The sequence below is a fragment of the Pseudomonas sp. BW7P1 genome, from assembly GCF_024981055.1.
GTDB classification, from domain to species: domain Bacteria; phylum Pseudomonadota; class Gammaproteobacteria; order Pseudomonadales; family Pseudomonadaceae; genus Aquipseudomonas; species Aquipseudomonas bananamidigenes.
Map to the genome: position 1 here is coordinate 3,364,705 of NZ_CP103374.1, position 23,864 is coordinate 3,388,568.

The window sequence follows — 23,864 nt, forward strand, 5'->3', positions numbered from 1 at the left end:
ACAAGCTCCCGTCCGGCTGCTTTTCTTTATTTCTCAGAAAGAGATAGGTGCTGGTGGCCTGTTGGCCACGGCCTTGCTTCGTCCCAGGAGGGGTCAATGTCCTTTAATGTCATGATGGTTTTCGGTACTCGCCCGGAGGCCATCAAAATGGCCCCTTTGGCCCGGGTTCTGCGTCAGTGGCCCGATATCAAACTCAACATCTGCTCCACCGGCCAGCATCGGGAGATGCTCAAACAGGTGCTCGACGCGTTCGAACTGACCGTCGATGAAGACCTTCAAGTCATGACTCAGGCCCAGACCCTCAACGGTCTCTCGCAACATCTTCTTGCACAACTCGATCAGGCATACGAAAGGGTCAAACCGGACATCGTGCTGGTACACGGCGATACCACCACCAGCTTCATCGCCGCCCTCGCCGCCTTCAATCGCCAGTTGCCCATCGGCCATGTCGAGGCAGGCTTGCGCACGGGCAACCTGCGCGCGCCCTGGCCGGAAGAAGCCAACCGGCGCCTGACCGGCGTGATCGCTGACCTGCACTTCCCGCCAACCGGCAAGGCCGAAGCCAACCTGCTGCACGAAGGCGTACCGCAGGACAACATCGAAATCACCGGCAACACCGTGATCGATGCACTGCTGTGGATGCGCACACACCAGCAGCAGAGCCAGTGGCGTCCGGCGGCCGATTCCCCCTTGTCGGTGCTCGACGACAGCCGTCGCATGGTGTTGATCACGGGTCATCGCCGGGAAAACCTCGGCGACGGTTTCCAGAACATCTGCCAGGCCCTGGCCGATCTCGCCCTGCGCTATCCGGATGTGCAATTTGTCTATCCGGTGCACCTCAACCCACAGGTGCAAAACGCGGTGTACGGCATGCTCGCCGACAAGCCCAACATTTATCTGGTCGCTCCTCAGGATTACCCGAACTTCGTCTGGCTGATGGGCCGTGCGCACTTCATCCTGACCGACTCCGGCGGCGTCCAGGAAGAAGCCCCGGCCATCGGCAAGCCGCTGCTGGTCTTGCGCGACGTCACCGAGCGCCCCTCCGTACTCGAAGGCGGCACCGTGTTGCTGGTGGGTACCGACACCGCGAGGATCGTCAAGGAGGCCAGCCAGCTGCTCGATGATGAGGCAACCTACAAACGCATGAGCCGTGTCCACAGTCCGTACGGTGACGGCCACGCCAGCGAACGCATCGCCACTCGCCTCCACGCCTGGCTGAGCGCACGCTCGGCGGCGGGTAACGGCGTATGAGCCTGGGATGGGTCGACTTCTTTGCGTATGTGCTGTTCGGATTGAAATATGTGGCGATTATCCTCGCCCTGCTGATGTTCATCCTTGGTCTCGATGACCTTTTCATCGATCTGGTGTACTGGGGCCGCAAGTTCATCCGCCGTTGGCGCATCTACGAAAAATTCAAGCGTGCCGACGAGGAGCGCCTGTATTCGATTCCCGAGAAGCCCCTGGCAATCATGGTGCCGGCGTGGAACGAAGTCGGTGTGGTCGGCGAAATGGCGCGCCTGGCCGCCTCGACCATCGACTATGAGAACTATCAGATCTTCGTCGGCACCTACCCCAACGACGCCGAAACCCAGGCCGACGTCGATGCGGTCTGCCAGCACTACCCCAACGTGCACAAAGTGGTCTGCGCCCGCCCCGGCCCGACCAGCAAGGCCGACTGCCTGAACAACATCATCGACGCGATCCTGCGCTTCGAAAGCGAGGCGAGAATCGAGTTCGCCGGGTTCATCCTGCATGACGCCGAAGACGTGATTTCCCCGATGGAGTTGCGCCTCTACAACTACCTGTTACCGAACAAAGACCTGATCCAGATTCCGGTCTACCCCTATGCACCGGAATGGAAGGGCTTCACCGCCGGGCACTATGTGGATGAATTCGCCGAAAACCACGGCAAGGACGTCATCGTCCGCGAAGCCCTCACCGGGCAGGTGCCGAGTGCCGGGGTCGGTACCTGCTTCAGTCGCAAGGCCATCAGTGCGCTGCTGGAGGACGGCGACGGCATTGCCTTTGACGTACAGAGCCTTACCGAAGACTACGACATCGGTTTCCGCCTCAAGCAGAAAGGCATGAAATGCATCTTTGCCCGCTATTCGGTCAGCGATCCGAAACTGGCACTGGAACAACCGTGGGTGTTCGGGATGAACCGCGAGTTCTCACAAGTGATCTGCGTGCGTGAACACTTCCCGAGGGACTTGCAACATGCGATCCGACAGAAGTCGCGGTGGATCGTCGGCATCGTGTTTCAAGGTACCAAGAACCTCGGCTGGAGCCGCAAGGGCCTGCTCAATTACTTCCTGTGGCGCGACCGTCGCGGCTTGATCGCCTACCTCCTGAGCTTTCTGGTCAACCTGCTGTTCCTGGTGCTGCTGGCGATGTGGGCAGTCACGGTGATCTCTCCCGAGTCATGGCGTTATCCGTCGATCCTCGCCGACAGCTCGTTGCTCTCGGCGCTGCTGTGGCTCAACGGCCTGATGCTGTTCAACCGTCTGTTCCAGCGTGGCTGGTTCGTGACCCGTTATTACGGACTGATCGAAGGCCTGTTGTCCGCGCCGCGGATGATGTGGAGCAACTTCGTCAACTTCTTCGCCAACCTGCGCGCCCTGCGCCAGGTCATGGAAATGGGCGACTCGCGCCGCGTGGCCTGGGACAAGACCACCCACGAGTTTCCGGCGCTGACCAAGGCGCAGCGGACCCCGCTGGGCCATCGGCTGGTGGAAAAAGGTCTGCTCACCGAAGAACAGCTCGAAGCGGCGATCACCAGCCCGGTGCGCCGTCGTCTGGGGCGCGAATTGCTGCTGCGCGAATACATCGACAGTACGCAGCTCGTACAGGCCCTGGCCGAACAGCTGGATCTGGAATGGGCACCGCTCAACCCTTTCAAGCTCGACAAGCGTTTGATCGATGCCGTGCCACGCCGGGTCGCATCGCACTACGGCGTGCTGCCGGTGGCCGAAGAAGGCGAGACCCTGATTCTTGCTTCCGAAGGTCCGGTCAGCCAGGTCTCGCTCGGAGCCATCAGTCGTCAACTGAAACGCCCGGTGCGTAGCCGTCTGGCACCCCAGGGCCGCGTCACCTTGGGGATTCGCTACTGGTATGCCAGTCCCCGTCAGAATGAGGAAGTGCGTCATATGCTCGAAGTGCTTGAGCGCCATCAGGACGATGAAAACCTCCTGGAGCGGGTCAGCCGCCATCAGGTGCTGCTGGGTAATCTGTTGCAGGTGCGCGGCATGGTACCGCCGACCCTTTTCAATCAGGCGCTGATCGACTTTGACGCCGAACAGATGTCGCTCGGCGAACACCTGATTTCCCGGGGCATGATTACTCAGGAAATTCTGCAACAGGCCCTGGCCGACCAGGCCAGTGAACAGCAAGCCGCCTACCGCATTGTCCGGGAGGTCGCATGAAGCCTGTGCATCGTCACACCTTGCTGATGGGCAGCCTGCTACTGGGCCTGAGCACGGCTTACCCGCTGCAGGCTGCGCCGCTGAGCGACTTTGAACAGTTTCGCAGCTATCCCTACATGGACCGCAGTTACCGCGAAGCAAAAAAGGGCAACTGGAAAGAAGTCGAGCGCCTGATGCGCCACCTGCTGGAAAAGGTCCCGAAAAACGACGAGGCCCGAGCGCTGCTGGTCGAGTCGCTGGCCAAACAACGCCGCTACAAGGATGCCATGCAGGCAATGCCGGCCAACAGCGACGCCCTTCTTGACCTGCGCCTGACCTGGATCGAGCAGAATCCTCCCACCAGCACTCAGGTTGAAAGCTGGATGGCCACCAGTAACCTGAATGACCGCGTGCGCCTCTGGCAGGCCTACAGCCTGAGCCTGGCCAAGTTTGGCGGCGCAGCCAGGGCCCATGACTGGCTGGCGCAACTGTCGCCCAAGGGAGACGACAATATCCTGCGCCTGGCACGGGCCAACTGGTCGGAGCAACTGCGCGACTGGAGCGGCACCATCGATCAGCTCGCACCGCTCGCTGCGCGCAAACAGCTGGATGCCGACGGCTGGCAGCGTCTGGCCAACGCTTACGTGCAGCGTCTCGACGAAAAACCGCTGCAACAACTGCTGCAACAGGCCCCGAGTCCAGAGGCAGCACGCAAGATCCGTCTGGCAATGGTCGACCGCGCCATCGCCATGGGTCATGAACAGCAGGCACAACGCTGGATTCAGTCGTTGCCGGACTCCGACCTGGCCGACCCGGCGCAACGCCAGCGCTTGTGGGAACTGGCACGCAAGACAGAAGACGTGCCGACCGTGCAGCGTTTGAGCAATGACCTGCAGCGTCCTTGCCTGGAAACCACCGAATGGCTGTCGCGCCATGATCCGGAAGCAGCACTCAAGCAATTTCGCAGCTGCACGCCTGACGACGCCCCGCAAACCTGGCTGATACTCGCCCAGCGCCTGCAAGCCACCGACCTGTTGCAAAGCACGCGGCTGCCGCAGCCGTGGGAAAGTCGCCGCCAGGCGCAACTGCTGGATGTCTGGCAGGATCAGGGGCGCAGCGACAAGGTCGACGCCTGGCTGGCCGGCCAGACGCAAACGCCTGAAATCGTCAAACGTCGGGCGGAACTGTCGCAACGCATGGGCCGCATGACTGAAGCGCAGACCTTGTGGGAACTTCATTACCGGCAGACCGGCAACCTGAACTCGCTGGATCAGGCCACCTTCCTGGCGGTCAACAACGGCGATCGCGCACCGGCGCAACAACTGCTGGAAACCGCCTTCGACTGGTATCAAGGACGCCTGCCGGACACTGCACTCCAACGGCTGGCCGGGCTTTATGCCGCTTCGAAAACCACGACGCCGCAACAGCAACGACGAATGGCCCTGCTGATCAGCCGTGTCGACAGCGCCACCCGTGGTCAGTTGCTTGCGCAACTCGCGGAAAACGGCCAGTGCGACGCCGTTCAGCAAGCCATCGGCAACCACCCGCAGGTTGCCGGCGATTACCGCGCGCTGGGTCGCTGCGCGATGCCGGACCGACCCGGCGAGGCCGTTGTGTATTACCGGCAAGCGGAAAAACTCGGTGACCGCAGCGTTCGTCTGCCATTGGCCTACGCTCTGGAAGCCGCCGGTGATTCCGTTGGCGCACTGGCCATCTGGCGCAGCATTCCCATAACAGAACTGAGCGACAACGCCCGCCTTACCGCCAGCCGCAGTGCGCTGAATACCGGTGACAGTCAGACCGCCGAACATTACTGGCAGCAGAGCAGCACACGGGGAGCCAATGAATGGGCTCTGGGTGCAGCCATCGCCGACGCACATGGCGATCATGCCCAGGCACTGGAGCGTCAGCGCCAGGCGTTACAAAAAGCACCGGACGCCGGGCATTTCTACGCGGCGTCGGTCACTGCGCAAAAAGCCGGGAATCTGCCGCAAAGCACCGCATGGCTGGCCGAGGCTGTACGCCTTGACCCGAACAACCCGCGTTACCGCGCGGACTACGGCATGCGTCTGGCCGGTGCCGAAACTCGCGAAGAACGCGCCACCGCAATCCCCTATCTGCAACAGGCCACCCGCGACTTCCCCGAGGATTACCGACTCGGCGAAACCCTGGCCTGGCGGTATGACGAAGTGGAAGACAGTGCTGCTGCCCGCAAGGAGTTACGCCGGGTAATCGACCTGGAACAGAATCCGGTGGCCGCCGACGACGAGGATGGCAGCATGGAAGCCAGGCGTTACCGCCAGCGCCGTGCCCATGAAACCCTCTCCCGTCGCGACAGCCGGACGATCGCCAGCACCTGGTCACCGGCCGGCGTTTCAACGAATGACTTCGTGCGACCGGACGAAAGCAAAGGCTCGCGCCGCCATGCCGACTCGCAGAACGTGCAGCTGGCGATGTGGGATCACGCCCTCGGCGAAGAACCGAGCCGGGCCGGCAGCACGCTATCGGTGTATGGCCGGGTCCTGCTCGGTGGACAGGGACGCTCCAGTTACGCCGAATCCCTCGCCGCCGGTGTCGGCCTGCGCTACAAGCCGTGGGGCACGCAGAACATCAACTTCTACGGTGAAATCTACAAGCAGAGCCAGTTCAGCGATGACGACAGCCACAGCCTGAGCCTCGGCCAGATGCTGGTGCCGGAGAAGTTGCTCGATCAGATCAACGACCACCGCAAGGACGGTCACACCACCACGGACTACCTGCTGCGCGCCACGGCGTCGTTTCTCGATCAGGGCAAGTACCGTAACGACTGGCGCGTTGACGAAAACGATTGGGATGAGCGCTTCCTCTACCTCGATGCCGCCTGGTGGACGAAGGCTGGCGATCATCAGTGGCTGTCGCGGTTCCAGCAGGGGCACGCCTGGAAGCTGCCGGACAGCGGCGCCCAGACCATCATGCCTTACGGCTTTCTTGAGTTTGCCAGCCAGGATCCGAGCAATGACTGGCGGCAGGATCTGCGTACCGGTGTCGGGCTGCGCTGGCAATGGTGGTACGACGAGGACCGCTACAACGCCTACCGCTCGAAACTGACGGTACGCACCGAGTATCAACAGTCGCTGGGCGGCAACCTGTATGAAGGCGGCAACGGTGTGCTGCTGGGCGTGGAGTGGAATTTCTGATGGCTCGCTGGATGTTGTTGTTCTGCCTGGTGCTGGGTGCCACGCTCGTGCGGGCCGATGAGCGGGTGTTCTATCAACCGTTGAATGTCGATGCCGGTCTGACGCCTGCGCAATGGCAGAAAGTCTGGCAGGACACCGCCCGGCAAGGTGCGCGGACAGTCATCGTGCAATGGACGGCTTACGGCGATTCGGACTTCGGCGGCGCCAACGGCTGGCTCGCCGACAGCCTGAAACTCGCCCGACAGCAAGGTCTGCAACTGGTGCTGGGGCTGTCGATGGACCCGGCGTACTACAAACGCATTGATGAACTGGACAGTGCCGGCCTCGGCGCCTACTGGCAGGCGCAACTGGGGCAGTCGCTGGCGCAGCAACAGAAGCTGCGCCAGGAATGGAACCTCCCGGTCAGCGGCTGGTATCTGCCGCTGGAACTGGATGATTTGCACTTTCTGGCAGCCGACCGGCGGGCAACGTTACAGCGACAGCTGCAAGACTTCGCGGCCAAACTCGATGCCCCGTTGCATGTCAGCGCCTTCAGTGCCGGAAAACTTGCACCGACGGTCAACGCCCAATGGCTGGGGGATCTGACCGCAGCCGGCGCACACGTCTGGTGGCAGGACGGCGCCGGTACCGGGCGCCTGCCGCCGCTGGTGCGAAACGGCTACTCCAGCGCACTGCCCTGCTCCGTCGGCATCGTGCGCGAAGCGTTCCGCCAGGTCAGCCGCGAGGGCGAGCCGTTCCGTGCAGAACCGGCCCGCCCGGATGACACCGCAACCGGTTGTCATCAAAGTGCCGTGTTTTCCCTGCGATACCGGCCGTGGGGCCAGGTGATTCTCGACAACCAGCGCAAGCATTCGGGCAGCAATGTACAAAACCATTGAAGACGAAGTCCTGAAGCGAACCGCGCCCGCCGAGCTGTGGGACGAGTTCATCCAGCATGAGTTCGAACGGCTGCATTCGTTCTGCCTGCTGATCTATCTGGCCAGCATGGGCATCTGGCTGGCCTTCGACCTGATCGTCAGTTTCCTCGGGGATCAGGGTTTCACCTGGCGCTCGATGGTGTTCATCGCAGCGTTCGCAGTGCTCGCCGTGGTGCTGCTGTTCACGCGCAAGGCCCGTCATTTCGACTGGCTGAACCTGACGTTCGTATTGCTCATCACCCTGGGCATACGGATGGTGATCGACGGTTTACCGCCGACCTTTCATGGCATCTGGCTGGTACTCGCTGCCGCCACCACACTCTACAGCGCCTCCGTGCTGCCCCTCAGTCGCTGGTCGTTCTTCGCGGCGCAGGCCGTCACCTGGCTGATGCTCAACCCGTTCATGGGCACCGGGATCAGCCTGCTGGAGCTCAAAGGCGTCATGACCATCGCCTACAGCGTGTTTCTCTGTGCGCTGACGATCTATACGTTTTTGAAACTGCGCGAGACCAAGCTCTACAACTACATCATGTCCCGACTGTTGCTGGATCAGGCCTACAACGACACCCTGACGGAAATCCCCAACCGTCGCTCGTTCATGACCCGCGCCGAAAAAAGCCTGCAAGCATTACCCCGCGAGCAAGACCATTACCTGGCAATGATCGACATCGACAACTTCAAGAAAGTGAATGATGTTTACGGCCACGACATCGGCGATGAAGTGCTCAAGCGGATCGCGGCGGACATCAAAGCCGTGATGGCGCCATTCGAGTACGCGCGACTGGGGGGCGAGGAGTTTGCGATTTATCTGGCCGGCGTGCGCCGCGAGGACGTCGAAACATTGGCCGGTGAGTTGTGCCGGGTGGTGCGTGAGCAGACCACCCGACACCCGGTGACCATCAGCATCGGTGTGGCCCGCGTCGAGGACGACGACACCCTCAACCAGGCACTGATCAAGGCTGATGAAGCGTTGTACGAGTCAAAGCACGCCGGGAAAGACCGGTATACCTTTCATCAGTGAGGCAGTCAGGCCTCACGTTTGAGCAACACTCGTGTCACCCGCCGCTCCTCGACCGCCATCACGGTCATGCCCCAGCCTGCATGCTCCAGACGATCACCCTTCATCGGCAGCCGATCCAGCAGGCTCATTACCAGCCCGGCAAGGGTCTGGTAATCCTCGGTCGGTTCGGCAACGAAACCGGTGCGCTGGCGAATCCGCGTCAGGTTCAACGCACCACTCACCACAAACCCGCCCTGCTCTTCGACCACGTCCGGGCCGGCGATTTCGCTGGCGTCCGGCAACTCGCCGGCAATCGACTCGAGGATGTCGGTCATGGTCAACACACCGACAAAGTCACCGAACTCGTTCACCACGAAAGCGATGTGAGTCGATGCCGCCCGCATCTGTTCCAGCGCATTGAGGATCGAATAGCTGTCGAGCAGGTTCAGCGTCTTGCGGGCCAGATGCTCAAGGTCGGGTTCGTTGCCGGCCAGATACTCCTTGAGCAATTCCTTCTTGTGGACGAAGCCCAACGGTTCATCTACCGCACCGTTGCGAATCAGCGGCAGACGCGAGTAGGACGAATGCATCAGTCGCGTACGAATGGCTTGCGCACCGTCCGCCAGATCTACGTAATCAACGTCGGCACGAACCGTCATCAAAGTACGAATCGGCCGTTCGGCCAGTTGCAACACGCCGCTGATCATCACCCGCTCGCGACGGTCGAACAGCTCGGCACTCGGCGCTTCGCCATCATCCAGCAGGTCGGAAATTTCCTCACCCACCTCTTCTACCGCCAGTTTGCGGCCACCCAGCAGACGCATCACCGCGTGAGCCGTACGCTCACGCATCGGGCGCAGGCCCTGCATCGAACGCTTGCGGCGGGCCCGGGCGATCTGGTTGAACACCTCGATCAGGATCGAAAAACCAATGGCCGCGTACAGATAGCCTTTCGGGATGTGGAAGCCCAGGCCTTCAGCGGTCAGGGCAAAACCGATCATCATCAGGAAACCCAGACACAGCATGATCACCGTCGGGTGCGCGTTGACGAAACGAGTCAGCGGCTTGCTGGCCACGATCATGACACCAATGGACACCACCACCGCGATCATCATCACGGCCAGTTCATCGACCATGCCCACGGCGGTAATCACCGCATCGAGGGAGAACACCGCGTCGAGTACGACGATCTGCGCAACGATGGGCCAGAACAGTGCATAGGCGGTACTGGTCGAGCGTTCGCCGACATGGCCCTCAAGCCGCTCGTGCAGTTCCATGGTCGCCTTGAACAGCAGGAACACACCACCGAACAGCAGGATCAGGTCACGGCCGGAGAAGCTCTTGCCGAATATCTCGAACAACGGCTGCGTGAGCGTAACCAGCCAGGAAATGCTCGCCAGCAAGCCAAGACGCATGATCAGCGCCAGGCTCAGGCCGATGATGCGTGCGCGGTCGCGCTGATGCGGCGGCAGCTTGTCCGCCAGAATCGCGATGAACACCAGGTTGTCGATACCCAGCACCAACTCCAGCACGATCAGTGTCAACAAGCCCAGCCATGCCGTGGGATCCGCTAACCATTCCATAATCAGTCTCTTCTCTCTTCAGTGAATTCAGGCTGCCGGGCACGGCAAAGTGCGGCGCGAAAGCTCGGAAGCTGCGCCATCAACGATAGTCGGGAGTCGGAAAACCGGATGCTGCGAGTGCGTCAAGACCGCGCCATGGCGCGAGGGGAACGTGGTTCTTTGAGTCGAACCGGGAGGCTCCGAGAGCGTGTTCATGGAAATCCTGAATGAAAAAGGGTCTTGAAGCGTACAAGCTCTGATGACTTTTCCTACAGCCGGAAATCATTTCAAAATCTGTACGCCTTCAACCTTGCTCAGGATTCCGGGTAGATCGCGGCCAGGACCCGTTCGGCATTGGCACCGCAACTCATGCCTTCCGGTTTCGATTGAATGTTGTCGATGACCTCCAGCAACCGTGCCTTGCTCCGGGCCAGATGCTGCTGCATGACTTCGATCTGTTGCACCTTGCGCGTGAGCCCCTCCACCAGTTCATCGTGCTTGAACTCTCCGGTCCCTGCGAGTGGCAACAGCTGCTTGAGTTCTTCAAGGGAAAACCCGGCCTGCTGGGCACTGCGGATGATGTTGAGGGTTTGCAGCACTTGCGGCGGGTAACGCCGATAGCCATTGCCCAGCCGTTCCACTTTGGGAATCAGGCCCTGAGCCTCATAAAAGCGAATGCTCGAAGCGCTCAGCCCGCTCTGTTGCGCCAGTTCACCAATTTTCATTTCAGCCTCGTTTTGCCTGCTTGACATTAAAGTTGACTTTAAGCTTAGCCTCTCGCCATCACTGATGAGGAGTCAAGCAATGTCGCCCTTCCAGATTTTGAAACTGCCCAACGGTCAGACCGTCGGCAACCGCATCGCCAAAGCCGCCATGGAAGAAAACCTCGCGGATCGTGATCAGGCACCATCCCGCGAACTGTTCCGTTTGTACCAGGCCTGGGCCGATGGAGGCGCCGGTCTGCTGCTGACCGGCAACGTGATGATTGACCGTCGGGCCATGACCGGCCCAGGCGGCGTGGTCCTGGAAGACGAGCGACATCTGGAGCGTTTCCGCCAATGGGCCGAAATCGCCCGCAGTGGCGGCGCGCAGGTCTGGGTGCAACTCAACCATCCTGGCCGCCAGACCTTCGCCAATATGGGCCAGCAAGCGCTGGCGCCGTCGGCAGTGGCGCTGGAAATGGGCTCGTTCTCGAAACTGTTCGCCGAACCCAGACCGATGACCGAAGACGATATTGAAGAAGTCATTCAACGTTTCGCCAGGAGCGCCGCACTGGCCGAGAAAGCCGGGTTCACCGGCGTGCAGATCCACGCGGCCCACGGTTATCTGCTCAGCCAGTTTCTGTCGCCGCTGACCAATCGCCGTACCGACCGCTGGGGCGGTTCGCTGGAAAATCGTGCACGTCTGCTGCTGTCGGTGATCGAGGCTGTGCGTCAGGCCGTTTCACCACAGTTCTGCGTGGCAGTGAAGCTCAATTCGGCGGATTTCCAGCGCGGCGGTTTCGACACTGACGATGCCCGCCAGGTGATCGAATGGCTCAACGAACAGCCCATCGATTTGCTGGAACTGTCCGGCGGCAGCTATGAAGCTCCGGCCATGCAGGGCGAAGCCCGTGACGGGCGTACCCTGGCCCGGGAGGCGTTCTTTCTGGAGATGGCCAGCGAACTGGCCGGCGTGGCGCGCATGCCGGTGATGGTCACCGGCGGCATCCGGCGCCTGCCCATCGTCGAGCAGGTACTCGACAGCGGCATCGCCATGGCGGGCATCGCCACGGCAATGGCGATCGAACCGGGTCTGGTCAGACATTGGCGCGAAGGCCGCCACAGCGAGCCGCAACTGCCACCGATCCGCTGGAAGCGCAAGGCACTGGCCGCGCTGGCGAACATGGCCGTGGTGCGATTCCAGATGGCGCGCCTGAGTCGGGGTCGCAAGCCGCATCCCGAAGTCTCGGCACTCTGGGCGCTGATTCGCGACCGTTTGTACCTCAGCCGACGCACCCGCCAGTACCGTCAGGCGATGGGCGCATAAACCCTAGCGCCCGGCAAACCGCAGGCGCGACAGCTGACGCAGATCCCCTTCGACGTAATAGTCGTTGGTCCAGCTATCATCCGCCGCCAGCGGCTGCACCTGTTTCAGCTCGAGTTTTTTCGCGAAATAGCGGAAACGGTAGTGTTCGTAGAATCGCAGCAGTTCCAGGCCATAGCGGTCCGCCAGTTCGGTGTCGCCGCGGATGATCAGGAAGTTCTCGTCGTTGCCGTTGCTGGCTGCCGTGCTGAGATTGTGGCTGCCGCTGATGATGGTCGGGCTGTCGCTGGTGAAATCGGTGACGATTGCCTTGGTGTGCACCAGCAGATTGCCCTTCTGGCCTTTCATGTTCTCTTTCAGCCAGCCTTCCAGCCCTGTGTTGAGCAGCGCGGTGGCGGCGAATTCAGCCGTGCGGTCGGCGTGGAATCCGGTGATGCGACTGGCGGTGTTCTGCAGGCCGTAACGCAGGATGTCGTCATGGGGCTGACCGAGCAATGCGTTGAGAATGACGTCGGGCAAGGTGAACGCGGTGACGAACAGCACGTCCTTCTTCGCCGCATTGATGATGTCGACGAACTCGCGCAGATCGGCACCCCCACTGCGCGGCGAGAACCCGGCAAACAGCGGTTGCGCCGGATTCATCGGATTGTGCTGGGTGATCCAGTCGCGGGTGGCGCCGACATCCGCCGGCGTCGCCCAGACCTGCTCGAAGGTCTGCAGATAGCTCGCCGCGACAGCCGTGTCATCCAGCACATGCACCACGTTGGCCTGGCGATACACGCCATTGGCGGTGAAATTGGTACTGCCGCACAACACAGCCTGGGGCTGCCGCTCACCGCCGGCGATACGACTGAGGACAATGAACTTGTCATGGAAAATATCGTGGGTCACCCGCCCACGCTTGCTGGTTTGCGGCAGCTTTGCAAGACTGGCCTCGTTCATTGCGGTGTCTTCGTCACCGGGCCGGGCGTGATACAGCACCCGCACTTGCACACCGCGATCGAATGCAGCGTTCACCGTGTCGATAATGGCTTGCAGTTGATACTCGTAGATCGCGATGTCCAGCGCCCATTCGCCATCGGGCGCACGTTCGATGAACCCCTGCAGGCGCCCGAGCAGACCGTTCTCCAGCCATTGCCGTGCAGCGTCGGGCCAGGCTTCAATGGGCATGTTCTTGTTGGCGCTGATCTGTGCGTCAAGGTCGGGAAACTTGCGCTGGAACGCCTGACTGGCGGCCACGGCGCGGTTGAAAATCACACGTTGATTGGCCGGATGACCGTCGTCCGAGGTAATGCTCAGTTCCAGCGACTCCCCCAGGACCGGCGCATCGGGCGTGCCGTAAGTCAGGTGCACACGGTATTGCAGTGTGATGCCCGGATTGACCGCGTAATCGGCCCAGCGAAATTTCTGCAGCGGCGCGATATTACTGGGCGTGGCGTGAAACTGCGGGAAGGTGTGAGTCTTGCCGGGAAAGGTCAGGCTGTTGAACAGAAATTGCCACGGCTTGTCGCCCTGCTGTTTCTCGATGGCAAACCCCAGCAGGCCTTTGCGGCGGGGCTCGGCAAGATCCATTGCCAACAACACGCCGTTGGTGCCGGCGTAGGCCTTTACGCGAAAATCGTCCTGAGGGTTGGCGACCAGTACGCGCATGATTCACTCCTTGTGAGTTGGGCTGGATGCAGCATAGACCTCAAATGGACAACAAATCGTCGATATGACGGTAATCCGTGGCCAGGGCAGTGGCCAATTGTCTGGCCCGACCTAACCGGATCGGCCCGCGCTCGATATCGATGAGCAAGCCCGGACACTCGAAAGCCGGCAACCCGGACCAGTCTTTCAGGCGTCCATCGGTGAGCAGCAGCAGACGTTGTTGTTCGGCGGGAAATCGCTTGCGGCGCACCGCCAGCCATTGCTCAGCCTCGGTCAGCGCCGCCAGCAGGGGCGTGCCGCCGCCCGCCCCCAATTCATCCAGCCATGCTCGCAACCCGCTGGAAGCTTTCAAACCCTGCACCTGCCATTTCGGTGCCGCGCCGCTGGCGGTCAGCAAGGTGAGCCGTGCCCGTTGCCGGTAAGCGTCATCGAACAGCTGCGCCAGCAGACCCTTGGCATCGCTCAATGCCTGGTGACGGCGGGTCGAGGCCGAGGCATCGACGATCACCAGCCACAGTTCGTGGGGTGTCCGGGTGCGCAATTGAAACAACAGATCCCCACGCACTTTCGGTCGACCATTGAGTAACGTTCCTGGCCAGTTCACCGAGCCATCGCTGGCGGCATGACGCTTGCCCTGTCGGCCATTGTCCAGACGTCCGGCGCGGGGTCTGGCATTCGCCCCCGCGTCGGATCGGGGGCGAATGCCTAGGACTTTTTTGGCCAGGCAGGTACTTCGCGGCGCGCGCCGGTGGCCAGGGCCGGCGCCGGCATTTCACCCCACTGCCCCTGCCCTTCACTCGGCTCGGCCTGAGCGCCGGATGGCGATTGCGCGGGTGTTTGCGTGTTGGTTGATGACTGCTCACGGCGACGGTGACGCAGTGCGAAGTCAGCCACGGCCTCGATGTCCTGCTCCGCAATCGCCGACGCACCGCGCCAAGCCGCATGAGCCCGTGCAGCACGCAACCAGACCAGATCGGCGCGCAAACCATCGACGCCAGCGGCAAAGCAACGCTCGGTGATCTGCGCCAGGGTTTCATCATCAAGAGGAATGCTTGCCAAGGCGTTGCGGGCGTTTTCACAGCGCTCGCGCAGGGCTTGCTGTTCGGTTTCCCACTGTGCGCAAAAGGCCTGCGGATCGCTGTCGAAATCCAGTCGCCGACGAATGATCTGCCCGCGTTCGACTGGCGCCGTGTGGCCACTCAGGGCAACGTTCAAGCCAAAACGATCGAGCAGTTGCGGACGCAATTCGCCCTCTTCCGGATTCATGGTGCCGATCAGCACGAACTTCGCCGAATGCCGATGGGAAATGCCGTCGCGTTCGATCAGGTTGGTGCCGCTGGCCGCCACATCGAGCAGCAGATCCACCAGATGATCCGGCAGCAGATTCACTTCATCGACATACAGCACACCGCCGTCAGCCTTGGCCAATACGCCGGGAGAAAACTGCGCACGGCCGTCGCTGAGCGCCGCATCCAGATCCAGTGTGCCGACCAGTCGCTCTTCGGTCGCCCCCAAAGGCAAGGTAACAAACTGACCGCTGGCCAGCAGATCCGCCAGGCCCCGGGCCAGGGTCGACTTGGCCATGCCGCGCGGGCCTTCGATCAACACGCCGCCGATCTTCGGGTCGATGGCGGTCAGGTACAGCGCCAGCTTCAGATCGTCGGCGCCGACCACGGCGCAGAGCGGGAAATGCGGGATGTCGGTCATGTTCAGCTCTCTTCTTCAATATCCAGCAGCAGGTTTTCCAGGGCCTCTTTGTAGGCCCCCGGCTCCTGCCACATCCCACGCTGCTGCGCTTCGAGCATGCGCTCGGTCATGTCGCGCAGCGCGTGAGGATTATGCTCGCGCACAAATTCCCGGGTCGACGAATCCAGCAGATAGGCGTCGGCCAGCAACGCATACTGGTGATCGTCGATCAATTGTGTGGTGGCGTCGAAGGCAAACAGGTTGTCGACTGTCGCTGCCAGTTCAAACGCGCCTTTATAGCCGTGGCGTTTGACGCCGTCGATCCATTTCGGATTCGCCGCACGGGAGCGGATTACCCGGTTCAGCTCTTCTTTCAGGGTGCGAATTTTCGGCAGGTCCGGCTGGCTGTGATCGCCGTGATAACTGGCTGCCGCTTCGCCACGCAGGCTTTCCACGGCGGCGAGCATGCCGCCCTGAAACTGGTAATAATCGTTGGAGTCGAGCAAATCGTGCTCGCGGTTGTCCTGGTTCTGCAGCACGGCCTGCACCTGGCTCAGGCGCTGGACGAATTGCTCACGGGCGGCGGTGCCTTCATCTGAACCGCCGTAGGCGTAGGCGCCCCAGTTCAGATAAACCTCGGCCAGATCCTCGCGGGTTTGCCAAAGGCGACCGTCTATGGCGCCCTGCACGCCCGCGCCGTAAGCGCCGGGCTTGGCACCGAAGATCCGCCAGCCGGCCTGACGCCGTGCAGCCTCTTCATCCAGCCCGGACTGCCGCAAGGCCTCCCGTTCGGCACGCACCCTGGCGGCCAGCGGATTGAGGTCGTCCGGTTCGTCCAGGTCTGCGACGGCCTGCACGGCGGCATCGAACAGACGAATCAGGTTGGCGAACGCATCACGGAAGAAGCCGGAAACCCGCAACGTCACATCGACCCGGGGCCGGTCGAGCAGGCTCAGCGGCAGAATCTCGAAATCGTCGACCCGCTGACTGCCTGTGGCCCACACCGGGCGCACACCCATCAGTGCCATGGCCTGGGCGATGTCATCGCCGCCGGTGCGCATGGTTGCGGTGCCCCAGACCGACAGGCCGAGCTGACGCAAATGATCGCCGTGATCCTGCAGGTGCCGTTCCAGAATCAGCGTGGCCGACTGGAAACCGATGCGCCATGCCGTGGTGGTCGGCAGGTTGCGCACATCCACGGAATAAAAATTGCGCCCGGTGGGCAGCACGTCGAGGCGACCGCGACTGGGTGCGCCACTCGGGCCGGCAGGGACGAAGCGGCCGTTCAGGGCGTCGAGCAGACCGCGCATTTCAGCCGGGCCACAGGCGTCCAGGCGCGGGGCGATCACTTCGCGCAGGGTGTCGAGGATTGCGCTGACTTCGGACCAGCGCGGCTCCTGTGGGAGCGGGCTCCCACAGGTATTGTGCAAGGCTTGACTTTGGTTGAGTGTCTGCTCAATCAAATGCGCCGCGAACAGCTCAAGGCGTTCACGGGTATCCCCCGCCGTGCGCCAGACCTCGTCGCTGACCGAAAGCAGTTCCGATGGACGCAGGCCGGTCCAGGAATCAGCCAGTGCGCAATCCAGCGGATCAAACCCCAGTTCGAACGCCTTCGCCAACGCCCGCAACAGACTCGATTGCGCACCTTTGCCATCGCCACGGGGAATCCGCAGCAGCGCCAGCAAAGTATCAATGCGCAAACGCCCGGTCGGTGACTCTCCGAAGATGTGCAGGCCATCGCGGATCTGCGATTCCTTCAGATCACACAGATAAGTGTCCAGACGCGGCAACCAGATGGCTGCATCGGTATCGCTGTCGAGGCCTTCGTCGAGTTGCAGTTCGCGATCAATCTGCGTGTCACGCACCAGTTGCAGAATGTCGCGCTGCAATTCCCGGGCGCGGCGCGGGTCGAGCAGTTGAGCTTCGTAATACTCGTCGGCCAACAACTCCAGATTGCGCAACGGGCCGTAGGTTTCAGCGCGAGTCAGCGGCGGCATCAAGTGGTCGATGATCACCGCCTGAGTACGACGCTTGGCCTGCGCGCCCTCGCCCGGGTCATTGACGATAAACGGATAGATATTCGGCAGCGGCCCGAGCAATGCATCCGGCCAGCAATTCGCCGACAGGCCCACGCCTTTGCCCGGCAGCCATTCGAGGTTGCCGTGCTTGCCGACGTGAATCACACCGTGGGCACCGTAGGTCTGACGCAGCCAGAAATAAAACGCCAGGTACGCGTGCGGCGGCACCAGATCCGGGTCGTGATACACCGCGCTCGGGTCGACCTGATAACCCCGTGCCGGTTGAATGCCGACGAAGGTCAGGCCAAAGCGCAGACCGGCGATCATCATCCGCCCGTCACGGCACATCGGATCCTTTTGTGGTGCGCCCCAACGCTCCAGCACCGCCGCGCGATTGGCTTCGGGCAGCGCGTTGAACATTGCCAGATAATCGTCCAACGCCAGACTTTGCTGACACGGACGCTGATCGAGGGTGTCGAGATCGTTGCTGACGCCGCCGAGCAGTTGCCGGATCAATTCTGTGCCGCTGTCGGGCAGTTCGGCCGGCAGCGGATAACCCTCAGCCTGCAACGCTCGAAGGATATTCAGCGCGGCGGCTGGCGTGTCGAGGCCGACGCCGTTGCCGATGCGTCCGTCCCGGGTCGGATAGTTGGCAAGGACCAGAGCGATACGCTTTTCAGCGTTCGGCACCCGCGCCAGATCGACCCAGCGCCGCGCCAGCTCAGCGACGAAATCCATGCGCTCGGGCTGCGCCCGGTAACACACCACGTCGGACTGACTGCGTTCACTGCGCCAGGCCAGGTCCTTGAAGCTGACGGGCCGGCTGATGATCCGACCGTCCAGTTCCGGCAGGGCAATGTGCATCGCCAGATCGCGAGGCCCAAGGCCCTGCTCGCTGTCGCGCCAGCCGGGTTCGTTGTCCTGCGCGCAAATGGCCTGGATCACCGGAATATTTCGACGGAATGGCCGCAGATGCGGCGCTTCCGGGCTGGACTGGGCGAAACCGGTGGTGTTCAGAATCACCGACGCGTCTACTTCATCGAGCCAGTCCTCGACCACCGACAGGCAGCCGGGCTCTTTCAGACTGGCCACGGCAATCGGCAGCGGATTGAGTCCGGCCACCTGCAACCGTTGGCAGAACACGTCAATGAACGCCGTGTTGGCCGCTTGCAAATGCGAGCGATAAAACAACACCGCCGCCACCGCTTGACCGGGCCGCCAATCGGCTTGCCAGTCACTCAGTGCGGCGGTGTTTTTGTTCGGGTGGTATATCGCCGTGCGCGGCAGCGTTTGCGGCTCGCCCCACTCGTAATCCCGCGCCAGCCAGCGATTGGCCAGGCAGTGGAAGAAATCCAGTGCGTTGCCCATGCCGCCCTGACGCAGAAACTGCCAGAGCCGGTCGCGATCCTCGGCGCCCACGGTGCTCAAGTCGCTGAGTTCCGGATCGGGACGATCATCGCCCGGCACCAGAATCACCTGCACACCGCGCTCGGACAATTCGACCAGCCGCTCGACGCCATAACGCCAATAAGCGATGCCGCCGTGCAGCGAAATCAGAATGACCCTGGCGTGACGCAGCACTTCATCGACGTACAGGTCGACCGATGCATGGTTTTGCACCTGCATCGGATTGGCCAGGCGCAGGCTCGGGTAATCCTCGGGCAGTTGCTGTGCGGCCTCGGCGAGCAGCGCGAGACTGGAGTCGCCGCTGCACAGAATCACTAGCTCGGCGGGGGTTTGTCCAAGGTCGGCAATGTTGTCATCCGACACGAAACCGCCGGGCTGGGTCCTGAGCAGATGCATGGCTTAAACGCTGAGCGCGGCGCGCAGTTGCGCTTCGAGACTGGCCGCGTCCAGTTCCTGGCCAATCAACACCAGCCGCGTCACACGTGCCTCATCGGCTCCCCATTGACGGTCGAAGTGCTTGTCGAAACGCGTGCCCACGCCCTGAATCAACAGGCGCATCGGCTTGTTCGGGATCGCCGCGAAGCCTTTGACCCGCAGGATGCTGTGCTGGACCACCAGTTGCGTCAGCGCATCGAGCAGCAGGCTTTCGTCGGCTTGCGGCAGTTCGATGGAGATCGAGTCGAAAGCGTCGTGATCGTGGTCGTCGTGATCGTCATCACCGTCGTGGTGGTGATCATGATGGCTGTGGCGGCCGTCGATGTGATCTTCCGCGCCGGCACCCAGACCGATCAGTACATCCAGCGGCAGGCGACCGTTGCTGGCTTCGATGATCTTCACCGCCGGCGGCAGCTCTTCGGCGACTTCCAGGCGCACGCGGGCGAGATCTTCGGGGCTGGTCTGGTCGGCCTTGTTGAGAATCACCAGGTCGGCGCTGGCCAGTTGGTCGGCGAACAGTTCGTGCAGTGGCGATTCGTGGTCCAGGTTCGGATCGAGTTTACGCTGGGCGTCGACCTGATCCGGGAATGCGGCGAAGGTGCCGGCGGCCACAGCCGGGCTGTCGACCACGGTGATCACCGCATCAACGGTGCAGGCGCTGCGAATTTCCGGCCACTGGAAGGCCTGAACCAGCGGTTTTGGCAGGGCCAGCCCCGAGGTTTCGATCAGGATGTGGTCGAGGTCGCCGCGACGGGCCACCAGCTCGCGCATCACCGGGAAGAACTCTTCCTGTACGGTGCAGCACAGGCAGCCGTTGGCCAGTTCGTAAACGCGACCGGTGGCTTCTTCTTCGGTGCAGCCGATGGTGCACTGCTTGAGGATTTCACCGTCGATGCCCAGTTCGCCGAATTCATTGACGATCACCGCAATGCGGCGGCCCTGAGCGTTGTCGAGCATGTGCCGCAGCAAGGTGGTCTTACCCGAGCCGAGGAAACCGGTGACGATGGTGACGGGGAGTTTGGCCAGTGTTTTCATCGGATGCCCTTTGGCAAGGTGGCGGGCATACGGGACGAGGCCGGCAGCGCGCAAGCGTGCCTGGAGAGTTCGCCACCGGATCACCCCGCCCGGTTGAAAGTGAGAATCTGTGACGAGGCAGGTCTCCTGGCTGACGGTGTTCGGGCGTTGGCCCGGTATTCGCTGCGCCTTCCCGCTGGCTCCTGGATTGGGCTGGCAGTGGCGTGGCAGCGAACGGCACCGTTCACAGTTGCGGGGGCAGCCGCGGCTTGGACCGCGTTCCCTTCTTAGCTTCGGCGTAGGCCGAAGAACCTCGAAAGCGCAAGGCTACGCATCGTGTGTTGACCGGTCAATGTTTGGATTGGGGGGCATATCCGTTGCTGCGGGTGTTGCCGCTGGCGGTTTAGCTCTTACAGCGAGTCCCTTTTTCAAACGCCGGAATGCCGGCCCAGCAAAAAGGAACCAAAAGGCTTTGCCCCGGCGTACGGCACTTCGCCTAGGCTCAGTGTTCCCTCGCTACGGTGCCCATCAGGGGGCATCGCCTACGGTTTGCTTCGCTGCACCTCCTCTCGATGTATGCGGCTTCGCCGCACGGCGCTGCGCGCCTGCCCCCTGATGAACACCTCCGCTCGGCCTGCCGAAGAGGCAAAAAATCAAAAGCCAGAGCCAGATCGAGAGCCACTCACCACGATGAGCGTTAGCTCGAGAAAAGCTTTTGATCTCAAGGCCCGTCGGCAGGCTGAGTGGAGGGATTGCTCCGGGGGTGGGAGCGCAGCGACCGTTTGGCGAAGCCAAACACATCGAGAGGAGGTGCAGCGAGGGCCGAACGTCAGGGTAAAGCCTTTTGGGTTACCTTTTCGCTGGGCCGGCACTCCGGCGTTTGGAAAAGGTGACTCGCCGTAAGGGCGAAACCGCCAGCGGCAGCACCCGAAGCAACGGATATGCCCCCAATCCCAATCCCAATTGACTCAAATCCCCCCTCATGGTCTCCTACACAACTTGTTACGGGTGCCCTGCAAAGGGTGAAACGGGAAACCGGTGAATCATGTGCTTTACTCAAAAGCCATGTCAGTCCGGTGCTGCCCCCGCAACGGTAAGCGAGTGAAGTGTCAGATCCACTGTGCCCACGGGCATGGGAAGGTGACGCTTGCAGGTCGGCAGACAGCCACCCCTCGCGAGCCCGGAGACCGGCCCGCAACACACAGTGCGCATCCTGCGTCACTGAACATAACAACCCGCGGTGGGCGGGCGCTGTTCGAACCGCTGCGTGCCCGCTCGCAGGGGTTTTCATGCGCTCCATTCACCCGCTGACACTCCAGAGGGAAGCGCCATGTCGATCACCAGCAGCACCGCCGGCAACACGGACAAAATCGCCAGCACCACCACCCTGAGCCAACGCCTGACCGCTGCGATCTTAGCGTCGATCCTGGGTGCCAGTCTGGTCTACTTCGCCGGTTTCTCGCACATCGAAGCGGTGCACAACGCCGCACACGATACCCGCCACAGCGCCGCGTTCCCGTGCCACTGAGGCCTGACGACATGATCAAGCGTATTGCGCAGACCGCAGGCTTCAGCGGTCTTCTGGCCGCCCTGCTGTTGACCTTGCTGCAAAGCTTCTGGGTTTCGCCGCTGATTCTGCAGGCGGAAACCTTCGAGAAAGCCGAACCGGTGGCCGAGGTCCATGAACACGCCGCCGGCACCGCCGCACACACCCACGATGCCGAAGCCTGGGAGCCGGAAAACGGCTGGCAGCGCGTGGTCTCCACCACCGGCGGCAATCTGGTCGTCGCCGTAGGCTTCGCCCTGATGCTGGCCGGTCTGTACACCCTGCGTGCGCCTACCAAGACTTCGCAAGGCCTGCTCTGGGGTCTGGCCGGTTACGCGACGTTCGTGCTCGCACCGACAATGGGACTGCCACCCGAGCTGCCGGGAACTGCCGCCGCGGATCTGGCCTCGCGCCAGATGTGGTGGATTGGCACTGCCGCTTCGACCGCTGTGGGCCTCGCGCTGATCGTGTTCAGCCGCCACTGGCTGATGAAGATCCTCGGCGTGGCGATCCTCGCCGTGCCACATGTGATCGGTGCGCCGCAACCGGAAGTGCACTCGATGCTCGCTCCGGAAGCACTCGAAGCCCGGTTCAAAATCGCTTCGCAGCTGACCAACGTGGCGTTCTGGCTGGCCCTGGGCCTGATCAGCGCCTGGTTGTTCCGCGGTAAAAGCGATGGTCAGTACCACGCATGACCGATGACAGCGCAGCGCCGACCCTGGTGGTCGGCCTGGGCTGCCAGCGCGGTTGCCCCGCGAGTACGCTGCGCGCCTTGCTCGACCAGGCCTTGCAGGCCCATCACATCGAAATCGAAGCGGTCAAGGCTTTGGCGAGCATCGACCTGAAACGCGACGAACCCGGCCTGCAGGAACTGGCGGCGCAACTGGCGCTGCCGTTGCTGTATTTCAGCAGCGAAGAACTGGCCGGCTATCAGCAGCGACTGAGTCACCATTCACAGATTGCCTTCGAACGCACCGGTTGTTACGGCGTGGCGGAAAGCGCTGCACTGGCGCTCGCAGAACAGTTGATTCAAGCCCCGGCAAAACTGCTGATTTCCCGGCAAAAGTACGCTAAGGCAACCCTGGCATTGGCCGGCGCGGCGTAAATTTCCGATAATCCCCGCTTTCGATCATGAGCATTCTTCATCTGAAGTGCTTATGAAGCCTCGACCCGCCCTACTTTCACAGGATTGAGCGATGACCGTTTACTTCATCGGCGCCGGCCCCGGCGACCCGGAATTGATCACTGTCAAAGGCCAGCGGCTGATCCGCAGTTGCCCGGTGATCATCTATGCAGGATCGCTGGTGCCGGCGGCGGTACTCGAAGGTCATTCGGCTGAAACCGTGGTCAACAGCGCCGAACTGCATCTGGAACAGATCATCGACCTGATCAAGACAGCCCACGCCAACGGCCATGATGTGGCGCGTGTGCATTCGGGCGATCCGAGCCTGTATGGCGCCATCGGCGAGCAGATCCGCTATTTGCGAGAGCTGGAAATCCCGTTTGAAATCGTCCCCGGAGTGACAGCCACCGCCGCATGCGCTGCGCTATTGGGCGCCGAGCTTACGCTGCCGGACATCTCGCAAAGCGTGATCCTGACCCGTTACGCAGACAAGACTGCGATGCCTGCAGGAGAAGAACTGGGCAACCTGGCGCAGCACGGGGCGACGATGGCGATTCATCTGGGGGTCAATCATCTGGAGAAGATCCTCGCCGAGCTGCTGCCGCACTATGGCGCAGACTGCCCGATTGCAGTGATCCACCGGGCGACGTGGCCGGATCAGGATTGGGTGGTCGGGACGCTGGAAGATATTGCCGCGAAGGTGGCCGCCAAGGGCTTTCGACGTACGGCGCTGATTCTGGTCGGGCGGGTGTTGGGCAGCGATCATTTCAGTGAGTCGTCGCTGTATCGCGCGGGGCACGCGCATCTTTACAGGCCCTGAAAGCAATTGTGGCGAGGGAGCTTGCTCCCGCTGGATCGCATCGCGATCCCGAAACCAGGCAACCCACTCATCACGGGTCAATGC

At 61.9% G+C, this 23,864-nt stretch carries 17 protein-coding genes and 2 riboswitches; of the genes, 10 read left to right on the top strand and 7 right to left on the bottom strand.

The window, feature by feature from the left end:
• Nucleotides 1-96: 96 nt before the first annotated feature.
• From wecB to NWV16_RS15035, 5 genes are read left to right on the top strand one after another with little or no spacing between them, the layout of a single operon-like run.
• Nucleotides 97-1,251 (top strand): non-hydrolyzing UDP-N-acetylglucosamine 2-epimerase, encoded by a 1,155-nt coding sequence (gene wecB / locus NWV16_RS15015; RefSeq protein ID WP_260519682.1) that lies wholly within the window; start codon nucleotides 97-99, stop codon nucleotides 1,249-1,251.
• On the top strand, nucleotides 1,248-3,422 hold the full coding sequence (gene nrfB / locus NWV16_RS15020) for a cyclic di-3',5'-guanylate-activated glycosyltransferase NrfB (protein ID WP_260519683.1): 2,175 nt from the start codon (nucleotides 1,248-1,250) through the stop codon (nucleotides 3,420-3,422). The genes wecB and nrfB overlap by 4 nt, the downstream gene beginning before the upstream one ends.
• A complete protein-coding gene (locus NWV16_RS15025; protein ID WP_260519684.1) occupies nucleotides 3,419-6,577 on the top strand; it encodes an NfrA family protein in 3,159 nt (1,052 codons plus the stop codon). The genes nrfB and NWV16_RS15025 overlap by 4 nt, the downstream gene beginning before the upstream one ends.
• On the top strand, nucleotides 6,577-7,455 hold the full coding sequence (locus tag NWV16_RS15030) for a DUF4434 family protein (RefSeq protein WP_260519685.1): 879 nt from the start codon (nucleotides 6,577-6,579) through the stop codon (nucleotides 7,453-7,455). Before NWV16_RS15025 ends, NWV16_RS15030 begins: the two co-directional genes overlap by 1 nt.
• Nucleotides 7,439-8,515 (top strand): sensor domain-containing diguanylate cyclase, encoded by a 1,077-nt coding sequence (locus NWV16_RS15035; protein ID WP_260519686.1) that lies wholly within the window; start codon nucleotides 7,439-7,441, stop codon nucleotides 8,513-8,515. Before NWV16_RS15030 ends, NWV16_RS15035 begins: the two co-directional genes overlap by 17 nt.
• A 5-nt stretch (nucleotides 8,516-8,520) precedes the next feature.
• Here the strand turns inward: NWV16_RS15035 and NWV16_RS15040 are convergent, their stop codons facing one another.
• Together NWV16_RS15040 and NWV16_RS15045 are read right to left on the bottom strand one after the other, a co-directional pair.
• The gene (locus NWV16_RS15040; RefSeq protein ID WP_260519687.1) at nucleotides 8,521-10,077 is read right to left on the bottom strand and encodes a TerC family protein; all 1,557 of its coding nucleotides are present in this window, start codon (nucleotides 10,075-10,077) and stop codon (nucleotides 8,521-8,523) included.
• Between the two features lie 293 nt (nucleotides 10,078-10,370).
• Nucleotides 10,371-10,781 carry a MerR family transcriptional regulator gene (locus NWV16_RS15045; RefSeq protein WP_065260540.1) on the bottom strand — a complete coding sequence of 137 codons (411 nt, stop codon included), beginning with the start codon at nucleotides 10,779-10,781 and terminating at the stop codon, nucleotides 10,371-10,373.
• Nucleotides 10,782-10,860: 79 nt separating this feature from the next.
• On the opposite strand from NWV16_RS15045, the gene NWV16_RS15050 reads away from it, so the two are divergent.
• Complete coding sequence (locus NWV16_RS15050; RefSeq protein WP_260519688.1) at nucleotides 10,861-12,084, top strand: NADH:flavin oxidoreductase/NADH oxidase family protein; 1,224 nt, start codon at nucleotides 10,861-10,863, stop codon at nucleotides 12,082-12,084.
• A gap of 3 nt (nucleotides 12,085-12,087) precedes the next feature.
• Here the strand turns inward: NWV16_RS15050 and NWV16_RS15055 are convergent, their stop codons facing one another.
• From NWV16_RS15055 to cobW, 5 genes are read right to left on the bottom strand one after another with little or no spacing between them, the layout of a single operon-like run.
• Nucleotides 12,088-13,731, bottom strand: coding sequence for a phospholipase D-like domain-containing protein (locus tag NWV16_RS15055; RefSeq protein ID WP_260519689.1), 1,644 nt, complete (start codon nucleotides 13,729-13,731; stop codon nucleotides 12,088-12,090).
• Nucleotides 13,732-13,771: 40 nt separating this feature from the next.
• Nucleotides 13,772-14,455 (bottom strand): vWA domain-containing protein, encoded by a 684-nt coding sequence (locus NWV16_RS15060; protein ID WP_409519386.1) that lies wholly within the window; start codon nucleotides 14,453-14,455, stop codon nucleotides 13,772-13,774.
• Nucleotides 14,437-15,438: an ATP-binding protein gene (locus tag NWV16_RS15065; RefSeq protein WP_260519690.1), complete on the bottom strand. Its 1,002-nt coding sequence runs from the start codon at nucleotides 15,436-15,438 to the stop codon at nucleotides 14,437-14,439. Before NWV16_RS15065 ends, NWV16_RS15060 begins: the two co-directional genes overlap by 19 nt.
• Nucleotides 15,439-15,440: 2 nt before the next feature.
• Nucleotides 15,441-19,238 (bottom strand): cobaltochelatase subunit CobN, encoded by a 3,798-nt coding sequence (gene cobN / locus NWV16_RS15070; RefSeq protein WP_260519691.1) that lies wholly within the window; start codon nucleotides 19,236-19,238, stop codon nucleotides 15,441-15,443.
• Nucleotides 19,239-19,241: 3 nt separating this feature from the next.
• On the bottom strand, nucleotides 19,242-20,312 hold the full coding sequence (gene cobW / locus NWV16_RS15075; RefSeq protein WP_312846907.1) for a cobalamin biosynthesis protein CobW: 1,071 nt from the start codon (nucleotides 20,310-20,312) through the stop codon (nucleotides 19,242-19,244).
• A gap of 98 nt (nucleotides 20,313-20,410) precedes the next feature.
• Nucleotides 20,411-20,622: riboswitch (cobalamin riboswitch) on the bottom strand.
• A gap of 658 nt (nucleotides 20,623-21,280) precedes the next feature.
• Nucleotides 21,281-21,502: riboswitch (cobalamin riboswitch) on the top strand.
• Between the two features lie 119 nt (nucleotides 21,503-21,621).
• On the opposite strand from cobW, the gene NWV16_RS15080 reads away from it, so the two are divergent.
• From NWV16_RS15080 to cobM, 4 genes are all read left to right on the top strand, one after another.
• Nucleotides 21,622-21,819 (top strand): CbtB domain-containing protein, encoded by a 198-nt coding sequence (locus NWV16_RS15080; RefSeq protein WP_260519693.1) that lies wholly within the window; start codon nucleotides 21,622-21,624, stop codon nucleotides 21,817-21,819.
• A gap of 11 nt (nucleotides 21,820-21,830) precedes the next feature.
• Nucleotides 21,831-22,532, top strand: coding sequence for a CbtA family protein (locus NWV16_RS15085; RefSeq protein ID WP_260519694.1), 702 nt, complete (start codon nucleotides 21,831-21,833; stop codon nucleotides 22,530-22,532).
• The gene (locus NWV16_RS15090; protein WP_260519695.1) at nucleotides 22,529-22,942 is read left to right on the top strand and encodes a cobalamin biosynthesis protein; all 414 of its coding nucleotides are present in this window, start codon (nucleotides 22,529-22,531) and stop codon (nucleotides 22,940-22,942) included. Before NWV16_RS15085 ends, NWV16_RS15090 begins: the two co-directional genes overlap by 4 nt.
• 91 nt (nucleotides 22,943-23,033) lie before the next feature.
• Nucleotides 23,034-23,780, top strand: a complete 747-nt coding sequence (cobM, locus tag NWV16_RS15095; protein ID WP_260519696.1) for a precorrin-4 C(11)-methyltransferase — start codon at nucleotides 23,034-23,036, stop codon at nucleotides 23,778-23,780.
• Nucleotides 23,781-23,864: the final 84 nt, after the last annotated feature.